9 protein-coding genes and 3 pseudogenes are annotated in these 18,794 nt (G+C 43.4%); 8 read left to right on the top strand and 4 right to left on the bottom strand.

The features are described 5' to 3' along the window. Positions 1–4: 4 nt before the first annotated feature. Positions 5–2,278, bottom strand: a complete 2,274-nt coding sequence (locus tag OJ16_RS19200) for a hypothetical protein (protein ID WP_040993065.1) — start codon at positions 2,276–2,278, stop codon at positions 5–7. A 368-nt stretch (positions 2,279–2,646) separates the two neighbouring features. On the opposite strand from OJ16_RS19200, the gene OJ16_RS19195 reads away from it, so the two are divergent. Then, complete coding sequence (locus OJ16_RS19195) at positions 2,647–4,644, top strand: peptidase U32 family protein (protein WP_040993063.1); 1,998 nt, start codon at positions 2,647–2,649, stop codon at positions 4,642–4,644. Positions 4,645–4,950: 306 nt separating this feature from the next. After that, the gene (locus OJ16_RS19190) at positions 4,951–7,158 is read left to right on the top strand and encodes a hypothetical protein (protein WP_040993061.1); all 2,208 of its coding nucleotides are present in this window, start codon (positions 4,951–4,953) and stop codon (positions 7,156–7,158) included. Positions 7,159–7,322: 164 nt separating this feature from the next. Here OJ16_RS19190 and katG read toward each other — a convergent pair whose 3' ends face one another. Beyond that, positions 7,323–9,503, bottom strand: a complete 2,181-nt coding sequence (katG, locus tag OJ16_RS19185) for a catalase/peroxidase HPI (RefSeq protein ID WP_040993059.1) — start codon at positions 9,501–9,503, stop codon at positions 7,323–7,325. Positions 9,504–10,070: 567 nt separating this feature from the next. On the opposite strand from katG, the gene hipB reads away from it, so the two are divergent. The 4 genes and pseudogenes from hipB to OJ16_RS19885 form a co-directional block, all read left to right on the top strand. Then, entirely contained in the window at positions 10,071–10,316 is a 246-nt protein-coding gene (gene hipB / locus OJ16_RS19180) for a type II toxin-antitoxin system antitoxin HipB (protein WP_040993057.1), read from the top strand. Beyond that, a pseudogene (locus OJ16_RS19175) lies at positions 10,316–10,642 on the top strand (HipA N-terminal domain-containing protein); the annotation flags it as partial. The gene hipB and the pseudogene OJ16_RS19175, both read left to right, overlap by 1 nt. A gap of 83 nt (positions 10,643–10,725) precedes the next feature. Continuing rightward, positions 10,726–11,377: pseudogene (locus OJ16_RS19170) on the top strand (transposase); the annotation flags it as partial. Positions 11,378–11,416: 39 nt separating this feature from the next. Further along, positions 11,417–11,957: pseudogene (locus OJ16_RS19885) on the top strand (transposase); the annotation flags it as partial. 36 nt (positions 11,958–11,993) lie between these two features. Here OJ16_RS19885 and OJ16_RS19165 read toward each other — a convergent pair. Together OJ16_RS19165 and OJ16_RS19160 are read right to left on the bottom strand one after the other, a co-directional pair. Then, positions 11,994–17,333 (bottom strand): cadherin repeat domain-containing protein, encoded by a 5,340-nt coding sequence (locus OJ16_RS19165; RefSeq protein ID WP_040993055.1) that lies wholly within the window; start codon positions 17,331–17,333, stop codon positions 11,994–11,996. Beyond that, positions 17,333–17,782, bottom strand: coding sequence for a hypothetical protein (locus OJ16_RS19160; protein WP_040993053.1), 450 nt, complete (start codon positions 17,780–17,782; stop codon positions 17,333–17,335). Before OJ16_RS19160 ends, OJ16_RS19165 begins: the two co-directional genes overlap by 1 nt. A gap of 195 nt (positions 17,783–17,977) precedes the next feature. Here OJ16_RS19160 and OJ16_RS19155 point away from each other — a divergent pair, with 195 nt between their 5' ends. Both OJ16_RS19155 and OJ16_RS19150 read left to right on the top strand, forming a co-directional pair. Then, positions 17,978–18,343, top strand: a complete 366-nt coding sequence (locus OJ16_RS19155; protein WP_040993051.1) for a hypothetical protein — start codon at positions 17,978–17,980, stop codon at positions 18,341–18,343. Further along, entirely contained in the window at positions 18,340–18,774 is a 435-nt protein-coding gene (locus OJ16_RS19150; RefSeq protein ID WP_040993049.1) for a hypothetical protein, read from the top strand. Before OJ16_RS19155 ends, OJ16_RS19150 begins: the two co-directional genes overlap by 4 nt. Positions 18,775–18,794 lie beyond the last annotated feature (20 nt).

Below are 18,794 nucleotides of genomic sequence, written 5' to 3'. Positions count from 1 at the left end.
GGTCTTATCCTTGTGGCAATGGCGGAAATTGAATAACAAACTGCTTCTCAAGCGGCTCTCCTTCCACGGTCAATTGCTCAATACGTGAAATCGAACCCGAGGTTTTTATGAACCAATCATTAAATAAGACGTCTGAAATAGGGTCATCACTCGCTCTTAGTACGTTGCCCCTTTTGTCTATCGCCTGTATTAATTGGTCGTTATCACCGTAGATACGATACCGGCTAAGGAAATCTCTAACCGTTTTTAGCGAGTCAAACCCCTCCATAAACCTCAGATCAAACAACCATGGCTGTAGGTCTGTCGGCAATATAACGCTCTCCCAAGAAATTTGCCCATCGCACGTCAAACGCGTGGTCACATCCAGTCCGTAAAAGTAGCGTCTCTTACCATCAGGCGTCATCAATTGATAAGCCATCGAATTCGGCGGAATCGCGACTGGCCCACCGGCGATATTGTCATCCGTCATCGTTTGCACTTTCCACTCTAAAGCCTTTCCATTAACTTCAGGGGCGTTCTCGATATTGAATTGGCACACAGAGGACCACTCCAGCGGTAAAACCACGACCGCGTTTTGTCCGGATTCAGTGGCGACACTCAACTCACCATGAATATCAAAAGGAGTGTGCGCTTGCTGAACCTCGGTCTCATCAGAGTAATACTCATGTTCTGGTACGATCCCCAGTGGTGGCATATCCGCAAGAGCCAAGAAACCCTCTTTCTCCCAAAACACCACTTCACGAGAAAAACTTGGTTTCTTATCGATGGTATGTAAAAAGAAAACCAATGATTCAGGCTCTTCAAGTAACCTCAAGCCCATCGCTCGGTTTATTAGCGTTGGATCCGTCGAATACGCGAATAATTGATGACTGCCCGGTGATAACCAATCAGGACCCGCCTTCACGGGTGAGAATGACTTTTGCCCTTTAACGCCACCAAGGTTAAACCCAAGCCACTGAGTGTCAGTATTGTGGAAGTTCACTTGATATTCGCTGTCGGTGTCGGCAACTTTATCCACGGTGACTTTTAAGTCCCCTACTTGGTAGGTCTGATGATCGCCACCTTGCCAAGGCAGTGTGTGCAGTTCAAGCGCCGCTTTATAGTATTCAACCATCGCAGCCAAAGTGCCGACCTCTTTTAGTTCCGCGCTTTTACTCCAACCAATAGGTTGTACAATGGAACCAATATTCATTCCTTCATCAAGATATTGATTATTGGCTGGTGAAATGAGGTCGATATCGAGCAACACACCATCGCCTGTGTAGGCTTTGACGTCACTCATTGTGATGTGGCCGATAACCTGATCAGAAGCAATTTTAGTGGGGTAAGTGAGATGAAAACTCTGACCGTACTCGTCAAACATGCCACGCTCGTAGGGTAAAACGTCGCTTTCTGTTAAGGTATGCTCCGTATTGATATTCTCAGGGATGGATTCAATATCATACCAATACACCTCATCATTGTAGAAAGCGTGAGCAAACATGTCTTCGAATCCACCGATAGGTTCATCTTCTGAGCGCATCGCCAACGTCACTTGCGTCAACGTTGTTCGGCCGTAGACATCAATTGGAATATTCATAACAAGGTTTAAACTATTCAACCACCCCGATTCACGATCGATTTCAACCTGTCCATACAATTGACTTTGAATATTGGAAGAAGTATCCGTGTCACTCGCTTTACGTTGGGGTGAAACAAGCGTCGCATACAACGTTGTTTCTGTGGCCTTGCGAATAACCAAGCTCGCAGAATGACCATTGATCTCCTCCAGTATCACCTCGCTGCCCACTTTCGTTGGCAGTGACTGCAAAAGAGCGGGAGCATTCATTGTAGACTTCAAGCTACTTAAGACTTCATCGCCGCCTTCTTCTAGCAACTCATTCCACAATTTTTCATTACGCCCCTTGAACTCAACAAGTTCGCCCGTCTCCATGTTATAGGACACATCAAAGCCAGGACGTAAAAATTCTTCCATCGATTTGTTTTTTCTCGATGCGTCCACGCTAGAAAAGCCTGAATAGCCAGCAGAAAATTGCATATGCTCTGGTGTTACATGAAGTTTAAGCGTTTCCCCAACCTCTGCGACACGGTAATGAACTAAACTTTGGCTAATCATCGCCGTATCATTATTTTGTTCAATGTCTTGCGTGGTATGCGTGTACACCCAATAGCGCTTTTCTTCGCCTTCTTTGGGGTTAAACGTCACGTCCTTTTCACACCCTGCAAGGGTGAATAAAACAAGAAGAAGTGACGTTTTAAATCCGTTTATTCGATACATCTAGTCGTCCTACATCGGCTAAAAATGCCGCTAGTCATCCGTCAATCATTGTGAAGTATTCTTCAGTGAAAAATCGTTATTATGTGGTAAACAACCTACCTACCGGTTCTACCACCATTAATCACGTCGATATTCTCTTCTTTGCCGACAAAATGGGTAAGATCTGCTATGAATAAATACGGGGCACACCACAAAAAACATATGCAATTAAAACAACAACTTGTCGTTAAAATCTAGACATTTCAGCAATAAAAAACGCGCTTCATATCGCTCGCAGCCCTTGTCAACGTTAAGTTTTGCTAGATTCCAGGCTTCAAACCCGTAAGATGCAAAGCCAATTTTGCGTAATTCTAACTAGAGATAAGTTTGTGACTCGAGATCAATTTGAACTTCTGGCACCTGGTGGTGATTTAGATTCGATTAAAGCTGCGATAGCGGCAGGTGCTGACGCCGTATATTGCGGACTTGATCGTTTTAATGCGCGCAACAGAGCGACCAACCTAACTTTAGAGAATTTACGCGGCGTGCTTGAGTTAGCACATAAGCATAATTGCAAGATTTTCCTGACACTGAACGTCATGCTGCTTGAGAGTGAAATTCCAAGCGTCGTGCGTTTGCTGAACCAATTGAATACCACGTTGATTGATGGTGTCATCATTCAGGATCTTGGTTTAGGTGCAATTTTAAAACAGCATTTCCCGGATCTTGATGTTCATGCGTCGACCCAGTTAAATACGCACAATGACGGGCAAATTCTGTTCTTAAACCAACTCGGGGTAAGCCGCGTTAACTTATCGCGTGAACTGAATATCACTGAGATCAAACATCTGGCACAGTTTGGCCGTCAACATAACGTGTTGATGGAAGTCTTCGTCCATGGTTCATACTGCATTGGCTTCTCTGGGCTGTGTTATATGAGTTCGGCTAAAAATGGCGCGTCAGGCAATCGTGGCCGTTGTAGTCAACCATGTCGTGACCAATATCAAACGACACCGACCGGCAGCGACTACCCGCTCAATATGAAAGATAACTCTGCCTTTAATGATCTTGAAGCGCTGGCTGATGCTGGGGTGTACTCATTAAAAGTGGAAGGCCGCATTAAGAAATTCCATTACGTTTACACCGTGGTGGACAATTGGCGTAAGCAGATCGATAAGTATTGCGATGGCAAAGCGTTATCGAGCGATACCCGTGAATTGTATACCGTGTTTAACCGCGACTTTACCAACGGCTTTTTACAAGGTGAGATTGGTAAAGATATGTTTATTAACAATCCTCGAGATCACGCCGTTACGCATTTTTCTAAAGTGTACCAATGCAGTTCTGTTGATGATGTTAAAGTGGTTAAACAACGTTTGTATGATGACAAATCGGTCATTATTCAGCGTGTAGAAGACGCAATTAGCGATTTTGATACCACCACTTGTGAGCAGCCGCCTCTCGTGAAGAAAACGGTTCACGTGCCTGCGCTTGTTGCACCGGTGTCAAACACATCGAACGCTCACCCCCCTAAGTTATCGGTTTTGATTTCCAAGCAAGACGATGCCGTGGCGCTTGCTCGCCCTGAAGTTGACCTCTATTTCGAAATGCCGATGGGTCTCGCGAGCGAATGTGATGCGTTAATCGCTCTATTCCAAGCGAATTCTCATTTGATTCCGTGGTTCCAAGCCGTGCTCATTGGCGATGACTACAAAGCAGCAGAACGCTTCTTAACTGAAGTTCGTCCGTCGCTGCTTGTGACAAATAACTCTGGTGTTGGCTATTTGGCACAATCGATGGGCATTGATTGGATTGCCGGTCCACAAATGAACAGCGCGAACTCGTACACTCTCCAATGTTTGAAAGATCAATATCAGGCAAGCGGTGCGTTTATTTCTGATGAGCTGAGCTTTTTACAAATTCGTAAGCTAGTGCGACCTGAAGGGTTTAGAACTTTCTATAACATCTATCACCCAAACACGCTGCTAACCAGCCGACAATGTCTATTCCAGCAGACCGAAGGCTGTAAGAAAATCAAAATCAACAAAGGGTGTTTGAAGCGCTGTAGCAAGCGTACATCCGTGATTAACATGAACGGCACCTCATACGTCGTGCAAAAGCTAAAGGGCAGCCATAACAGCGTCTATGCTGAGCACAATGTCCTAAACTTAGACATTGTGAAGAAACTGCCTGAATTCTTGACCGATGTGCTGGTGGATCTGCGTGATATTCAAACCGAAACTCGCCACAGCGTGACTAATACACAGCTGATCGACTTGTTTTTAACGGCACTCAGCAGTCCTGAAAGTGAACAACCGAATGCTTTTGAGCAAATCAAACAAGCAACGGGAATCACCACCAACAAGCAGTATGCAAAGGGGCTTTAATCCTTTACGCCTAACTCAAAAAAGCTCGTGTTTATCACGAGCTTTTTTCTATCTGTAAAAAGCCTTCCCCCAGAAATCACCGATAAAAACACCCTCTTGATATGACCGTTATTGCGTTGAGCCTCGCATCCCAACGGAGAGTTTACGTTACCTCATCAGCGCAATGCGCCACGAGCCGCAATTTATTGATCCCTTAAAACGTCTACATGCAATAAGTGCGATTCTATACGTCATCTCACTTCAACATGCCAAACTGAGGGGCTATTTTCGCCCCCTTCGGATATCACCGTAGGACAACAAGACTTCATGGATTCGTTTTTTACTCTCGCTCAAATCGTTATTTTCATTTGGATCATTGGCAGTTTTTTTGCGGCACGCAGCGAAAAAGAACAAATAAAAGAACGACAAGCCTCATTACTCGATACCAAGCGTGATCATCCACTTAGCACGAGTGAAATTAGCGCGATCAAGCAAATCTACGACCAAGAAGTTGAACCTCAGGATGTGTTTTACGTCACCGGTAAGTTCGAGCTCAATGTCGTGAAAGGTGAAACCGAAGAGGATGAAACGATGTTTCTCTCTTTTGGGGATTTTTTGGTGGTTATGCCGGAGATTGCGTACAGTTATCTCCACTTAGACAACAATTTTGCTGAGGTGATCGTCGCCGACGACTTCTTAATTATACTCAGTCTTAATGATTACACTTTGCTTGATGAAGTCAACGGACTGTTAACCATAGACAGTTGGCAAGACTATAAAAAAGAAGAACATAATCACCCACTCTGTAACGAGGACGTGGCTGAATTGGGCAAAGCCGCACTCCGCGATACACATGAGAACACGGCGAGCCTCACTGATTCGCAAGACAGCGCACCAATCACCACCGTCACGTATAAATCACAGCGCCAAGCCAATGAACTCGAAATTCGTTACTTAGCTCCTCCCTTTTATAATTGGATCGTTCCGCTTCTCTTAGTATTGGTGGGCATACTCTTTTTTCACTTCACCACTCTCGACGTTACCCTCACCGCATCATGGATTGCCCCCGCCCTACTGTTCGTGATTTGCTGTGCCATTTTATTGCTTTTAAAGCGACACGGGCCATCCTCTCATGCCGATTCTCTTCTCGTGAAACAGTATTTCGGCACGATTGAACGGATTGATCACGAGGATAATCGCGATTGGGTGGTCTTTACATCCCCAACAGGACTGACGCAGAAAGCCTGGCTGCCTAGAGAGTGGCAAGCGAAGGTTCCTTTGAATCGCTCCGTCAGATTCGAGATTGAAGAGAGTCACTCTGCATTGACGAGTATTGGTTCACAGCAAATAACCGATAGCGACGTCACCAAGAAAAAACCACAATACCTGACGTCCCTTATCGGTCTACTGACCGTCGTTTTCATTGTAATGATCAACACCGAGCTTGAGTGGCGAGAAGCAAGTATCGCGATGCTACAAGGCGAGCGATCCCACCAAATTCACGCGGTACAAGATTGGCCGCTCATTAATAATGTCAAACCAGGGGATCATATTTCGATCCAGCAACCTCGCCTGTGTTTGCAAACATTAAATACACGTACCAACACCACGGTTTATTGTCAGCAATTTCAATATTCAACCATTAATCAAGCCTTCATCAATAATCAGGCGCTCAAGATCATAAAACGGTATCGAGACTTCGTGGTTCTTGCGCCAGACTATACGCCAGAGCTACCTGAAGGTTTATATGATTACATGGTAAGCGTTGCGAAAATACAGAAGATGGCCTCTGCTGATGGATTCAGGCAACGCATTCGTCAACGCAGTGAGATGGTTCTATTTACGGTCTCCGACTTGAATGGTATCGCCACACATATCGAGCCTTTCTGCTCTTCTACCTCACAAGCCATGGCTGAAAATGACTCAGCTCAACTCGCCTGTACCTCGTTCAAAGCGGCACTCTCTGCACTTTGGCAATCTGCCACTGAAGAAACCTGCGAGCCCGATTGTTGGCAAGAAATATTACGTGGTGATCCGAATGAGGACAATTCGACCATCGAAGTCGCCGATGATCTAGGCGGTTATCTTGCCGCATTGAGTGATCTTGAAACCGCCGCATGGAAACACACAAAAGCGGTGCTATTTGCTTCAGAATTGGATTCGCCTTACGTCCATATTCACTGGACTGGGCCGCAAGAGGATAGATTAAAAGCCATCACCTCGTTACGTGCGGCATTAGAGTCAGGAAGCAGAGAAGAGCAAATCGATAAACTCAAACAACTCTGGCAAGCACAAGTGGAAGCGGCCTATAAGCGCGTCTCCGCCACAGTGCTCAATATAGACAAGAGCGAGAAAAACATCATCATCACTTTAGCACCGCCATTGAGCCAAAAACAGGCCATGGAAACTGTGCTGAATCTTGCACTGTTAGCGGCATTATCTCTGCTGATTATCATCGTGTTGATTGCTTACCTGCGTAGCGGTCGCCATCGTAAGGCTAAGCCTCTACAATCGGAAGATGCCTGGATCAGTTAATACGCACATGAGTCGATAAAAGAAGCCCTTCCTACTCACAGAAAGGGCTTCATCATTTATCGAGGTCGCGCAGACATAAGCCAGTGATTAAATGCGATCATGCGGCACTTAAACTTTTATCGTTCCACGCACTCTACACTCGGCTCATGGCTCATGGTTCATCGTTACAGATCAAAACGATCCGCGTTCATCACTTTGACCCAGGCATCCACAAAGTCGGCAACAAACTTATTTTGATTGTCATCTTGCGCATACAATTCAGCGTACGCACGTAATATTGAATTGGAACCAAAGACTAAATCGACTCGCGAAGCGCGCCATTTTTGAGCTCCCGTATCACGTTGACGAATCTCATAAAGGCCATCATCCGAGGGATGCCACGTGAAATTCATATCCGTGAGATTGACAAAAAAATCGTTCGTCAATACGCCTACACGGTCAGTGAATACTCCAATGGAGCTGTCACCATAATTCGTACCAAGTACCCGCATCCCGCCGACTAATAATGTCATCTCAGCAGCCGTGAGTTGCATTAGCTGGCTTCGTTCTAGCAATAACTCTTCTGCACTCACCACATAGTCATCTTTCAACCAATTACGGAAGCCATCATGAATCGGTTCTAGAACATCAAAAGAATCGACATCGGTCATTTCTTGAATCGCATCACCACGACCTTGAGCAAAAGGCACCTCGACTGAAACCCCAGCATTGGCCGCGGCCTTTTCAATTCCGACGCCACCTGCAAGAACGATAAGATCAGCCATACTGATCGATGAATTCAGATTGCGACGAATCGCGTCTAATTCACCAAGCACTTTCGCCAGTCTTTCCGGCTCATTGCCTTGCCAATCTTTCTGCGGTGCTAAACGAATACGGGCGCCATTGGCTCCGCCTCGTCTATCTGAACCTCTAAACGTTCGAGCACTATCCCACGCTGTATTCACGAGCTCGCCCACAGAGAGTTGACTGTCTAAAATAGCGTGTTTTAAACGAGCGATATCCTCGTCGCTTAAGTGATATTGAACGGTAGGAACAGGATCTTGCCAAATCAATTCTTCTGAGGGAACGTCAGGACCAAGGTAGCGAGATCTTGGGCCCAGATCGCGATGCGTAAGCTTAAACCATGCTTTAGCAAACGCCGCCGAGAACTCATCTGGATTATCACGGAAATGCTCCGCAATCCTGCGGTATTCAGGATCGAATTTAAGAGCCATATCCGCATCCGTCATCATCGGCTTGCACTTAATGGTCGGGTCTTCAACATCCGCGGGCATATCTTCTTCTCGGATATTGATAGGCTCCCATTGGGCTGCGCCTGCAGGGCTTTTCGTGACCCACCAATCGTAATTGAATAGCAACTCAAAGTAACCATTGTCCCATTGCGTGGGGTTCGTCGTCCATGCACCTTCAACACCGCTCGTGACTGTATCTCGCCCTATCCCGCGCGATGTTTTATTTAGCCACCCTAGCCCTTGATCTTCAATGTCACCACCTTCTGGTTCAGCACTGAGTAACGATGCATCGCCATTACCGTGAGCTTTCCCCACCGTGTGGCCACCGGCGGTAAGGGCGACCGTTTCCTCATCGTTCATTGCCATTCGCGCAAACGTTACGCGCATGTCATGGGCGGTTTTTATTGGGTCGGGTTTGCCATCGACACCTTCAGGATTGACATAAATTAACCCCATCATCACCGCCGCAAGCGGGTTGGCCAAATCTCGCTCTCCAGAATAGCGGCTATCTTTGCCGCCACTCGGCTCAAGCCATTCTTTTTCAGCGCCCCAATAAATGTCTTTTTCAGGGTGCCAAATATCTTCTCGCCCACCCGCGAATCCGTAGGTTTTCAACCCCATGGATTCATAAGCCACGGTGCCCGCAAGAACGATGAGATCGGCCCAAGAGATTTTGTTCCCATATTTCTTTTTAAGCGGCCACAATAAACGGCGTGCTTTATCCAGGTTGCCGTTATCAGGCCAGCTATTAAGAGGAGCAAACCGCTGATTAGCACGACTTGCGCCGCCTCGACCATCTGCAATTCGATACGTACCCGCAGAGTGCCACGCCATTCGAATCATTAAGCCACCGTAGTGGCCCCAGTCAGCAGGCCACCATTCTTGACTGTCTCGCATAAAATGGGTTAAGTCCGCCTTTAACGCTTCAAGGTCGAGTGAATTAAACGCATCAGCATAACTAAAGCCGTTCTCCATTGGATTGGTTTTGCTGTCGTGCTGATGAAGAATGTCTAGATTAAGTGCTTTGGGCCACCAGTTAAATTCTGCTTGTTGGTGATTTGTTGCGCCACCATGCATCACTGGACATTTGCCACTGGTCGATTTATCGCTCACATGTCGCTCCTTTACTATGGCTGTTTTACCCAAGTTTAGTCGCGGATTGACGTTTCGCTGTGATTTGAACGGCTCAAATATTGAAAGTTAGATCTCAGAATCATTTGAGGAAGGCATGACGCTAAGTTCGCTCAGATAACTGAGTTTGTTAGGCTTTGAACACTTAGGATTGTTCAGACAAAAGAAAAGCCCCTTCCTAACGGAAGGGGCTTCGACATATTTCCCAATATGAGTAGATTTTTATAGCAGCTCTACTGACTGCTGAGCAATAACGAACTCTTCGTTAGTCGGAGGATAAATAGTATCGCAGCAAACTAACGCGTTGATTATGCACACGAGAACTACTGTTTTCAATTTAATTATTTAATATCAAGCGAGTCACTGACTTGGATCATCTGTAGATTTCTCTCTAACCTCTTGAGACCATCCAATGCCGCCTTTAGCGTAGCGGTTCTTAGCCTTTGCTCTCTTAGCAAAGTGTTATCGAGGTTGGTATCCCCTGCAAGGGATAGCCAATAACTTATCCCTTTCAAGGGATAGATGTAAAAGCGTTTTTTGGAGCTATCTATGATCTACAATCCAACACAACTCGCAAATCAGTTAAAGCTCATTAGAACAAGAGACAGCATCACCCAAGCTGAACTTGCTAAACGTGTGGGTATAAAGCAATCAACACTATCGAATTTTGAAAATCATCCAGACACCACACAACTTAAAACTGTGTTTAAAATTCTCCAAGCATTAGGGGTTGGGATCACGATCCAAGAACCAAACTCTGGCATAAACTCGCACAACATTGACGAGGTGTGGTAATGGCTTCACTTGCCGCTTACATGAATGGAGAAAAAGTGGGCACGTTAGTCAAACTTTCGAACGGTGCTCATCAGTTCCAATATGCTCGCACCTGGGTAGAAAGCCCACTCGGTAGGCCATTATCACTCTCTTTACCGTTGCAATATCAGACGATAAAAAGTAATTGTGTAATTAACTATTTTGATAACCTGCTACCCGATCTGCCCGAAGTACGAGATCGAATCGTGGCAAGGTATCATGCTAAGTCTCGTCAAGCCTTCGATTTACTTGCTGAAGTCGGCAAAGATAGCGTAGGTGCTATATCACTTCATGCAGAAGATGAAGATTTCCCCCTGTGTCAGGCTAGTTGTCACTGTTAAAATTTATCATTTAGAGGGGCGGTAACAGTCAACGTAGCCGTAAAAAATCATCGAAACCAACCAGCTACACAGCGACAGGTCCAAATCAGGTATTTACCTGGGATATAACGTATCTGCCTTCGGGTGTTCGTGGACAACATTATTACCTTTACCTCATTGAAGATCTACAGTCGAAAAATCGTCGGGTATGATGTCTACGAGCGAGAGTGTGGAGAGATGGCATCTCAACTACTCCAGCGTACGCTGATGCGGGAGCAATGCTTCAATCAAGCGTTGGTGCTGCACTCAGATAATGGTGCGCCAATGAAATCTTTGACGTTCAAGGCAAAAATTGAGGAGCTTGGCATTACATCATCTTACAGTCGTCCTCGTGTGAGCGATGATAATCCGTATGTAGAGTCACTGTTCCGAACGCTGAAATATGTCCCAAGCTGGCCATCAAAGGGGTTCGAAAGCCTTGAACGAGGCCGTTCTTGGGTAGAAAGCTTTGTAATCTGGTATAACACCGAGCATAAACATAGTCGCCTGAATTACGTGACACCTTCAGAGCGGCATAGCGGAAAGGATGCAGAGATTTTAAGGAAAAGAGCAAAGGTGTTGATGGCACACCGCGAAGCAAAACCAGAGCGTTGGTCAGGTAAAATACGTAACTGCGAACCAATCGGAGAAGTTCACCTGAACCCAGAAAAAGAAGCTGCTTGATAATTAGTCAAGTAGTGACAACTAGCTTGAAAAACGCCGAAACTGTGGCCTGATTTACCCATATCGATAAATGCTCGGCTCGTAACTCGTAAAATCAAAGGGAAAGACTATCAAGTTTTGACGTCGATGACGGACTCGTTACGCTATCCCTCTAAATATATTGCAAGTCTGTATGAGCATCGTTGGGAGATTGAGTTAGGTTATCGAGAGCAAAAACTGTACATGCTTGGAAATCGCCTCACATTGCGAAGCCGTTTACCTGAGTTAGTAAAACAAGAACTTTGGGGGATCTTGCTTACTTATAATCTAATCCGATATCAGATGGTTGAACTTTGCTTCAATTTAAAAGGAAATTATCTTCCCTACCAACTGAGTTTTAACGGCACATTAGCGCATGTTTCAGCATTATTGGTCGGTTTACCTTACTCGACGCCGGGAGCTATACCATGGTCAGTTAAAAGGCTTTCATGACATGGCTGAAAGCTTGATTCTTGAAGGGCGAAGGGAAAGAACATTCCCTAGAACTGTTAAACCTAGACCACAGCGGTATGCTAAGAACAAAAATGCCGTTCACTCTTAAGTGAACGGCATTAACCAATTAGGTAGCCTTTTATTTTTACAACTTGATAGTTTCTGTTGTGATATTCAAACCATCACTCAACGTAACAACAATCTGTTCGATATTTTCAACGTCTAATTCAATCTCGCCGCTTAAAGCATTATGAGATAGCAACTTGTTTTCACCATCAAACGTAGTACCGTAAACAGTCAGCCACGGATAAGCTGAAGCATTCCATGTAATTACTGCGTCATGGCCGTATACATCAACTGAAGACGTGAAACCATTTTTCGATGACTTACCACGCGACAGTTCTTTCTTAACTAGTTCATTTGATTTGTACGAGATGTTCAAATCTTGGATACCGTTAACTTTAGGAATAGCAACGCTAAAGTGCAAAGTAGTTTCATCGTTACCAGTAGTAACAACAGTTAACGGGTAAACCTGATCACCACTTGAAGTGGCAATTCGTAATTCGAAATCGCTGTTCATAGCAGGTTCATCGATCATGGCAACATACGTCGATACAGGTTTGAAAGTAACTAGACCTTTAGAGTCGATGCTTCCTGAAATTACGGTTGCTTCCTCACGAACAACTAGCGATTTACCCTCCTGAAGTGGGTTCAAGTAAGTATTTCGAACATTAATGTAGTTAGCCATTTTCTTATGACTGTATTCTGAGAAGTATTGACCTTGTTGATACCCCATTACGTCGGTATTAACTGTGCCGTCTTCATCACGTGAAGCAATTGTAGCAACACCCGTAGTATCAGTTTTGATAATCGGGGCAAAACTCATCCAACCGTTTTTAGCACCTTCCCATGGTTGCGGTTCTTGTTTCCAGAACGCATCCCAACCAACAGCATTGTAACCCGCAGGTGCATGATTCAGACTGAAGTTATGACCTAACTCATGAGGTGTTGCACGATGAACGGAATAACCTTCACCTAGACAGTCAATGTCTCGGATACCAGAAGCATGAAGACCACCAACGTAAGCAACACCCATAACGCTACACTGATCAGGTGTGTTCACGTAAGCGATATAGTGCTCACCCTCGATACGACTTTCAGCTTTACGCAAGCTGTCAGCAATACCCAAGAACGTACCTATTTTGCTTTCATCACCGTTGTAGATATAAGGTTCACGAACACGAAGATCTACATTAGCAAATGGCATGGTTTGCAATAGACGTTGTTTAACTAGCTCTACGTTAGGCAACTTCGCAGGATCGCCATTCGCAGTTACAGGGACAATCGTAACAGGCAAGCTATAACGTGTGTTGACTTTAGGGTTAATCGTAAATTCAGCACCCGTATTCGCATCACGGTAGAAGAATCGTGATTCCTGAGTTACTAAATTAACTTTTTCGCCTTCAACTTTCGCATAGCATGAATTGTCGAGACCGTAGTCATTACCCTCAATTTGAGTTAACGGTAATTCGCTCGGACACGTTACAGGGTAAACCGCTTGTTCGTTTCCTAATTCAACGACGAATTCAAGACTAGGCATAGTAACGTTTTCAGCACTTTTAGCTACTGGATACGCACGAACTAAGAAACCTAGATTCGGTGTTAAAACTTGGTGTGAGTTCGTAGATGGTAACATTAGCTGTTGACCGTAATCGAATTTGTTCATTGTATAATGACCAAGATTTTCTACGATAACTTGATAAGTATCCGAACCACCCTTTCCGTAATATTCCGGATTTGGTGTAACCGTGATTGTTACTTCACCACCATTAACACCAGTCAAGAAACCTTGTTCGTTTACAGTCGCAATAGATTCGTTTGAGCTTTCGTATAAGTAAGCGTTCGAATTAATCACAACATCATCGCTTACACGCTTCAGAACTAGCGGAGAACCTACACCATTCGCAGAACCAGCCTGAATCGTAATTGATTTAGTTTGTGTTTCTACGTAAGCAGGTGTTGTACAGCTAATCGCTAGAGATACTTCTGGTGCACCGTGTGCATATTTTACCGATGCATCAATTGGGCAAATCTGACCATTACTAGGCTGTGTAATCAGATGCCAACGATAAAGGTTGTTTCCTGTATTACCATCAAAGTAATTAGATAGTCGTGCTCGTTTACGTCCGTTTGCATTCGTGTGGTTAGCATTATCCCACGCACCATGAACAACGTAATTTGGGTTGAAGCTGTTCGGAACTGATGTATCAAGACCACTTGTTTCAAGATACAAAACGATAGAACCAGTCTTGATTGTTAGTGAGTTACTAGGTATACCATCACACACATCATCAACACAAGAACGAACTGTGTAAGTGAATTCGCGGTTAACATGGCTAGTGCTATCTGAATAAGTCAGCCCCGATACTTCAGTTAGATCCGTACCGTTACGAGTAATCATGTAGCTTGTTGCGCTCGGGTCATTATCCCAAGACAATTCAATTACACGAACATCAGTTTCTGAAGTAACACCAGATAGAGCTAGACCGATTTTATTAACGGTGATTTCTACAGTAGATTTAACGGTGATCTGACCGTCTGAAACCTTAACAGTAACAAGACTAGTTGAATCGTTTAATCCGTCAGAATCGATTGTAATCAAACCGTTCTTATCGATGCTAACCCAATCAAGGTTAGTATCAATTGAATAAGTTAATTTATCACGGTCAATGTCGGTTGCATCAATTTGAAGAGTGTTGATTTCTTCTGAGTTAACAGTAATAGATTGATCTGCTGTTACTGGTGCATGGTTTGATTGACCGTCGTCGATATCTAAACTTGGTTTGTTAGCAACGTTGATTACAACATCAACATAGCTAATGTTTCCGTTTTGGTCGACAACTGCAACTGTAATCGTCGTTAAACCTGACTTAACTTTACTAGCGTCTACAATCAAAGAGCCATCTTCAGAAATGGTAATCCAATCAGGTGCATCATGTAGAGTGTATTCACCTAATCCAAGATCGATTTCTGTTTCAGAACCAACAACAACTTCAAACGAATCTAGTTCTGATAGATTCTTTTCGTGTTCTACTAGTTCTTTGTTCATATCAAAGTAAGTAGTTTGAAGAACAACACGTTCACCAACTGTAGGGTTCATGTAAAACGGTTTCAGAACCTTATTAGAATGGAACGTATAACGAACTGTGTAGTAGTTGTTCGTGATATCACCCTTGATAATGTTCCACCAAGAATCACGCATCTTGATCTTATACACACCACTACGGTGTTCGTAGTAATCTTGCGTTGATGCCATTGGTTTACCCAATGATGTCAAGTCGCCGTCTTTCTCGTGTTTGAAAAGTTGAAGATCAACGGTTGTAAACTGACCTGCAAGAACTTCAGATGCATAACCATTTAGTTTAACTGTAACTGATTGGTTTGTGTCTTGCGTTTGAACAGGGAAGTAACCATGAGACGGATACATTAAAACACCTTCAGGTGAGTTCAATTCAGGATACGAATCGTAGTAAGTACGTTCCGAAACAGAATCGACGCCAAAATCCTGATCAGGGTTTACGTCATTCATTAACCAAACGAAAGATGAGTTGTACGAAGACAATCCCACATCTTTAGAAGTTGGTAAAAAGAATTTAGGTGCATTCGCAAACATAGAAAGTACAGTTTCTTTGTTTGAGTTTAAATGACCGTTACCTGATTGATTTCCACTTGGTGACGTAGTTGTTTTCAGTACGCCATTAGTTCGAGCTGTGTTAGCCGAATTAACTATTCCCTCATGCGTAATACCTAGCGTGGTGTTTAGGTAATCCGTACCAGTAGAAGCACCAACCCATGCGCCAGTTTGTGCCGATGCTTGCTTGTAAGAACTAATGTAAGCATTAGCAGCACCGTAAGTTGCACGTAGGAAGTTGTAATAGTCTAAACGGTTCTCTAAGAATGACTTCTTGTAAGCACCAACGTAGTGACTATCGGTGTTATGGGTTCCCGTGGTTGGGAATGTTGGGGCATCAGCAAAAACCGTAGCGTCTTTAAATTCAGCAAAGCTATTACTAGTGTCACGGTGACGAATGTTATAGAACGTTTCTACTAGGAAATCTTTCTTTGTAGAACCTGCGTCATTGCCTTTAGAAGATGCATTATTAAATGAATCCAAAGGTGCAGTGATTTTATCTAATTCGTATTGATCATTCAGATTAGGATAATCTGGAACGTTCTTTGCAAGAAGTTCAGGACGGATATCAAAATCACTTACAGTTTCACCGTTGTTATTATCTTGAACGTACTTGTTGACGGTAATTCTGAACGACATGCTTGTTCTGTTACCGTCGGAATCTTCAGCCAATATCTTAACTACGTGCTGACCGACATCTTTGTTTTGTGGCTTGATATCCATTCGCCACCATTGGTTTTGACTTTTAACAATTTTTATCCAGTCGTCATCACTTACTAAAGAAACCTTTAGGTCAAAAAGTGAATCTTCTGCATCACTGATCGTCATGTTGTAACCACTATTACCAGTAATAGTGAAATCGTCTACTTGCTGAATAACAGGCGCAGCACCAAAGCTACCTTTATTAACGGTAATCTGGAACGCTGCGCTAGAAATCAATTTACCGTCAGTTACGTTTACAGTTAGATTATATTCACCTGATTGGTAGTTCATAGGCGAAAGCGTAATCAATCCCGTTTCAGGATCAATTGAAGCAAACGAAACACGGTTAGCTAACGAGTAAGTTAGTTTATCGTTGTTAGCGTCAGTCGCATTTACTTGAACAGTAGTTTCATTTCGTTCTGTTGTTTCAACATGTGAAATTGGATTAACTACAGGTGCAACGTTTGGGTCTGGCTCAACTACATCATCACCCCAGACAACCTCACCAGAAGCTAGGATCTCGTTAAATAACGCTAGTGATTCATCAGGTTCAGAATGACCAATCGCATAAGTGTGGTTAACTACAGAAACGATTTCATTAGTACCATCAGAAAGTGTTAATTCAAGTTCTGAATAGAATGCAGGGGATATCATAGTTCCCCATGTTTCGATTGAAGCTTTATCGAATTGGGAAATACTTTCTACAGAAACAACACCATTAGAAATAGAAGCAGTAATACTTTTGTTATTCTGGATTATGGTTGATTTTCTGTCTACATCTACGAACTTCGCAGAACCTTCGACAACAGAAACCGAAACCGCATCTTTGTAGCTGAATTCTTGTCTCGAAGTGAATTCACCGTTTTCTAGATTCGCTGAATAAGTTGGGGTAGTTAATGTTCCAGTATCAGAAACTAGTTTACATTTGTATTCTTCAAACGTACACGCATTGTAAACTGTGTCATAGTCAACACCGTACTTTTCAGATAGTCGTTCGTAAACGTTCGGTGTGTTTACTACTGGATCGCTGTCACCACCGCCACAACCTAACAGAACAGAACTGATAGCAGTAGCTAAGATTAACTTTTTCATTATTCGCCACACACCACAGTCAAAATACCTTGCGCTTGAACTTCACCCGAAATGTACGAGTTGTTTACGTCTTTCGCACGTGCATAGATAGGTAGGCTGTAATTACCGCTACCGTCGTTTTCCATATCCAATTGCTCAACGTCACCAGTAGTAACGATCTTGATGTCTGCGTTATCTACAACAGAACCGTCTAGATTACGTAAGGTGTTATCTGTGATAGATGCACTAACTTTAATCGGTTTGTTTGCATTCGAAGCAACCCGAAGAGTTTGTAAGTTGCTAGGTGTTTCATCTTTAAGCACTAGTTCTAGGTCTTGCTCCCCAGTTGAAACGATTTGACAGATAATATCGACATGACCCGTTGCAGTAAATGGAACCGAAATTACACTTGAATCAACAGACGCATAAGACATCGAAGAAACAAGACTTGCTAACAATAGTTTTTTCATATAATCACTTTGTTTTTGATACAAAAAATAGAGGAAAGTCCTCTATTTTAAATAGAACATTATACTTGCCATGCTACAAGTTTTCAAAGGGGCATTATAACCATTAAATGTATTTATAATGACGATTAAAAAAATTTAATGTTGTTGCATTGAAAATAACCATAAAATGGCGGGTTAATTTTTTTTGGTGGCGATATGAAAAAGACGGCACTTTTGCTTTTATTCTTTAGTAGTAGCGCACTTTGTCATGGTCACGCACCACAGATCGTAGACAAGTACGTTACTGATTCAATTTTTGAATTCGAATTTAAAGTATCGAATGGGTTTTCTAAAAAGACTTGTTTCGATATTACAGTCAACGAAGAAATCAAACCACAATTGAGAACTTGCATTCCATCTAAAGGAACTCGCAAAATGTCAGTTTGGTTAGAATCAAAACCTGATGTGCAAACACGTAATTTAGTTTGTTCAATCGCAGATACGGGCGGTTCGATGAAAACTAGAATGTGTTCTGACCTATTAACTTTATTTCCTGCTACGTATTTCGGTTTAGAACAATGAAAAAATTATTATTAGCGTTGTTAGTATCGACAAACGCTTTTGCTATCTCAATGCCTAGTGCTCCTAGTAGCCCAAACGGTTACGATGAAATTCGCACACAAGACGGAACCACATGTAGAAGCAGCGTAGGTGGCAATTTGCAAATTTATTCTGGTATTGTTCAATCGGACGGTGACAGAGAATATCACAACGGTAATGATTACAACCGACAAGATGATGCGGAATCCGCAATCTATCTCGGTGTAGCTTATTCTTTCGGTGCAGGTGAACGTTTAGATTGTAGTTCTATTGCAAAAATAGAAACAGAACGTGCGAAAATCGAATTAGAAAGAATAAAAGCAGAAGTTAAAGCGTATGAAAGAATTCGTACACTACAACAAATGGAAGCACACGGTAATCTACCTAAACTGTCACGTGATGGTTTAGAATAATCGGAACTTCTCTATTATTA

This window comes from Vibrio renipiscarius, from assembly GCF_000827885.1.
In the GTDB taxonomy this organism is placed as follows: Bacteria; Pseudomonadota; Gammaproteobacteria; order Enterobacterales; family Vibrionaceae; genus Vibrio; species Vibrio renipiscarius.
This window is presented reverse-complemented; position numbering and strand designations above follow the sequence as displayed.

Excerpts from the sequence above, each read along its gene's own strand:
- OJ16_RS19160 (WP_040993053.1), bottom strand. The coding sequence starts at position 17,782 with ATGAAAAAACTATTGTTAGCAAGTCTTGTTTCTTCGATGTCTTATGCG.
- OJ16_RS19155 (WP_040993051.1), top strand. The coding sequence starts at position 17,978 with ATGAAAAAGACGGCACTTTTGCTTTTATTCTTTAGTAGTAGCGCACTT.
- OJ16_RS19190 (WP_040993061.1), top strand. The coding sequence starts at position 4,951 with ATGGATTCGTTTTTTACTCTCGCTCAAATCGTTATTTTCATTTGGATC.
- OJ16_RS19200 (WP_040993065.1), bottom strand. The coding sequence starts at position 2,278 with ATGTATCGAATAAACGGATTTAAAACGTCACTTCTTCTTGTTTTATTC.
- OJ16_RS19150 (WP_040993049.1), top strand. The coding sequence starts at position 18,340 with ATGAAAAAATTATTATTAGCGTTGTTAGTATCGACAAACGCTTTTGCT.
- OJ16_RS19165 (WP_040993055.1), bottom strand. The coding sequence starts at position 17,333 with ATGAAAAAGTTAATCTTAGCTACTGCTATCAGTTCTGTTCTGTTAGGT.
- hipB (WP_040993057.1), top strand. The coding sequence starts at position 10,071 with ATGATCTACAATCCAACACAACTCGCAAATCAGTTAAAGCTCATTAGA.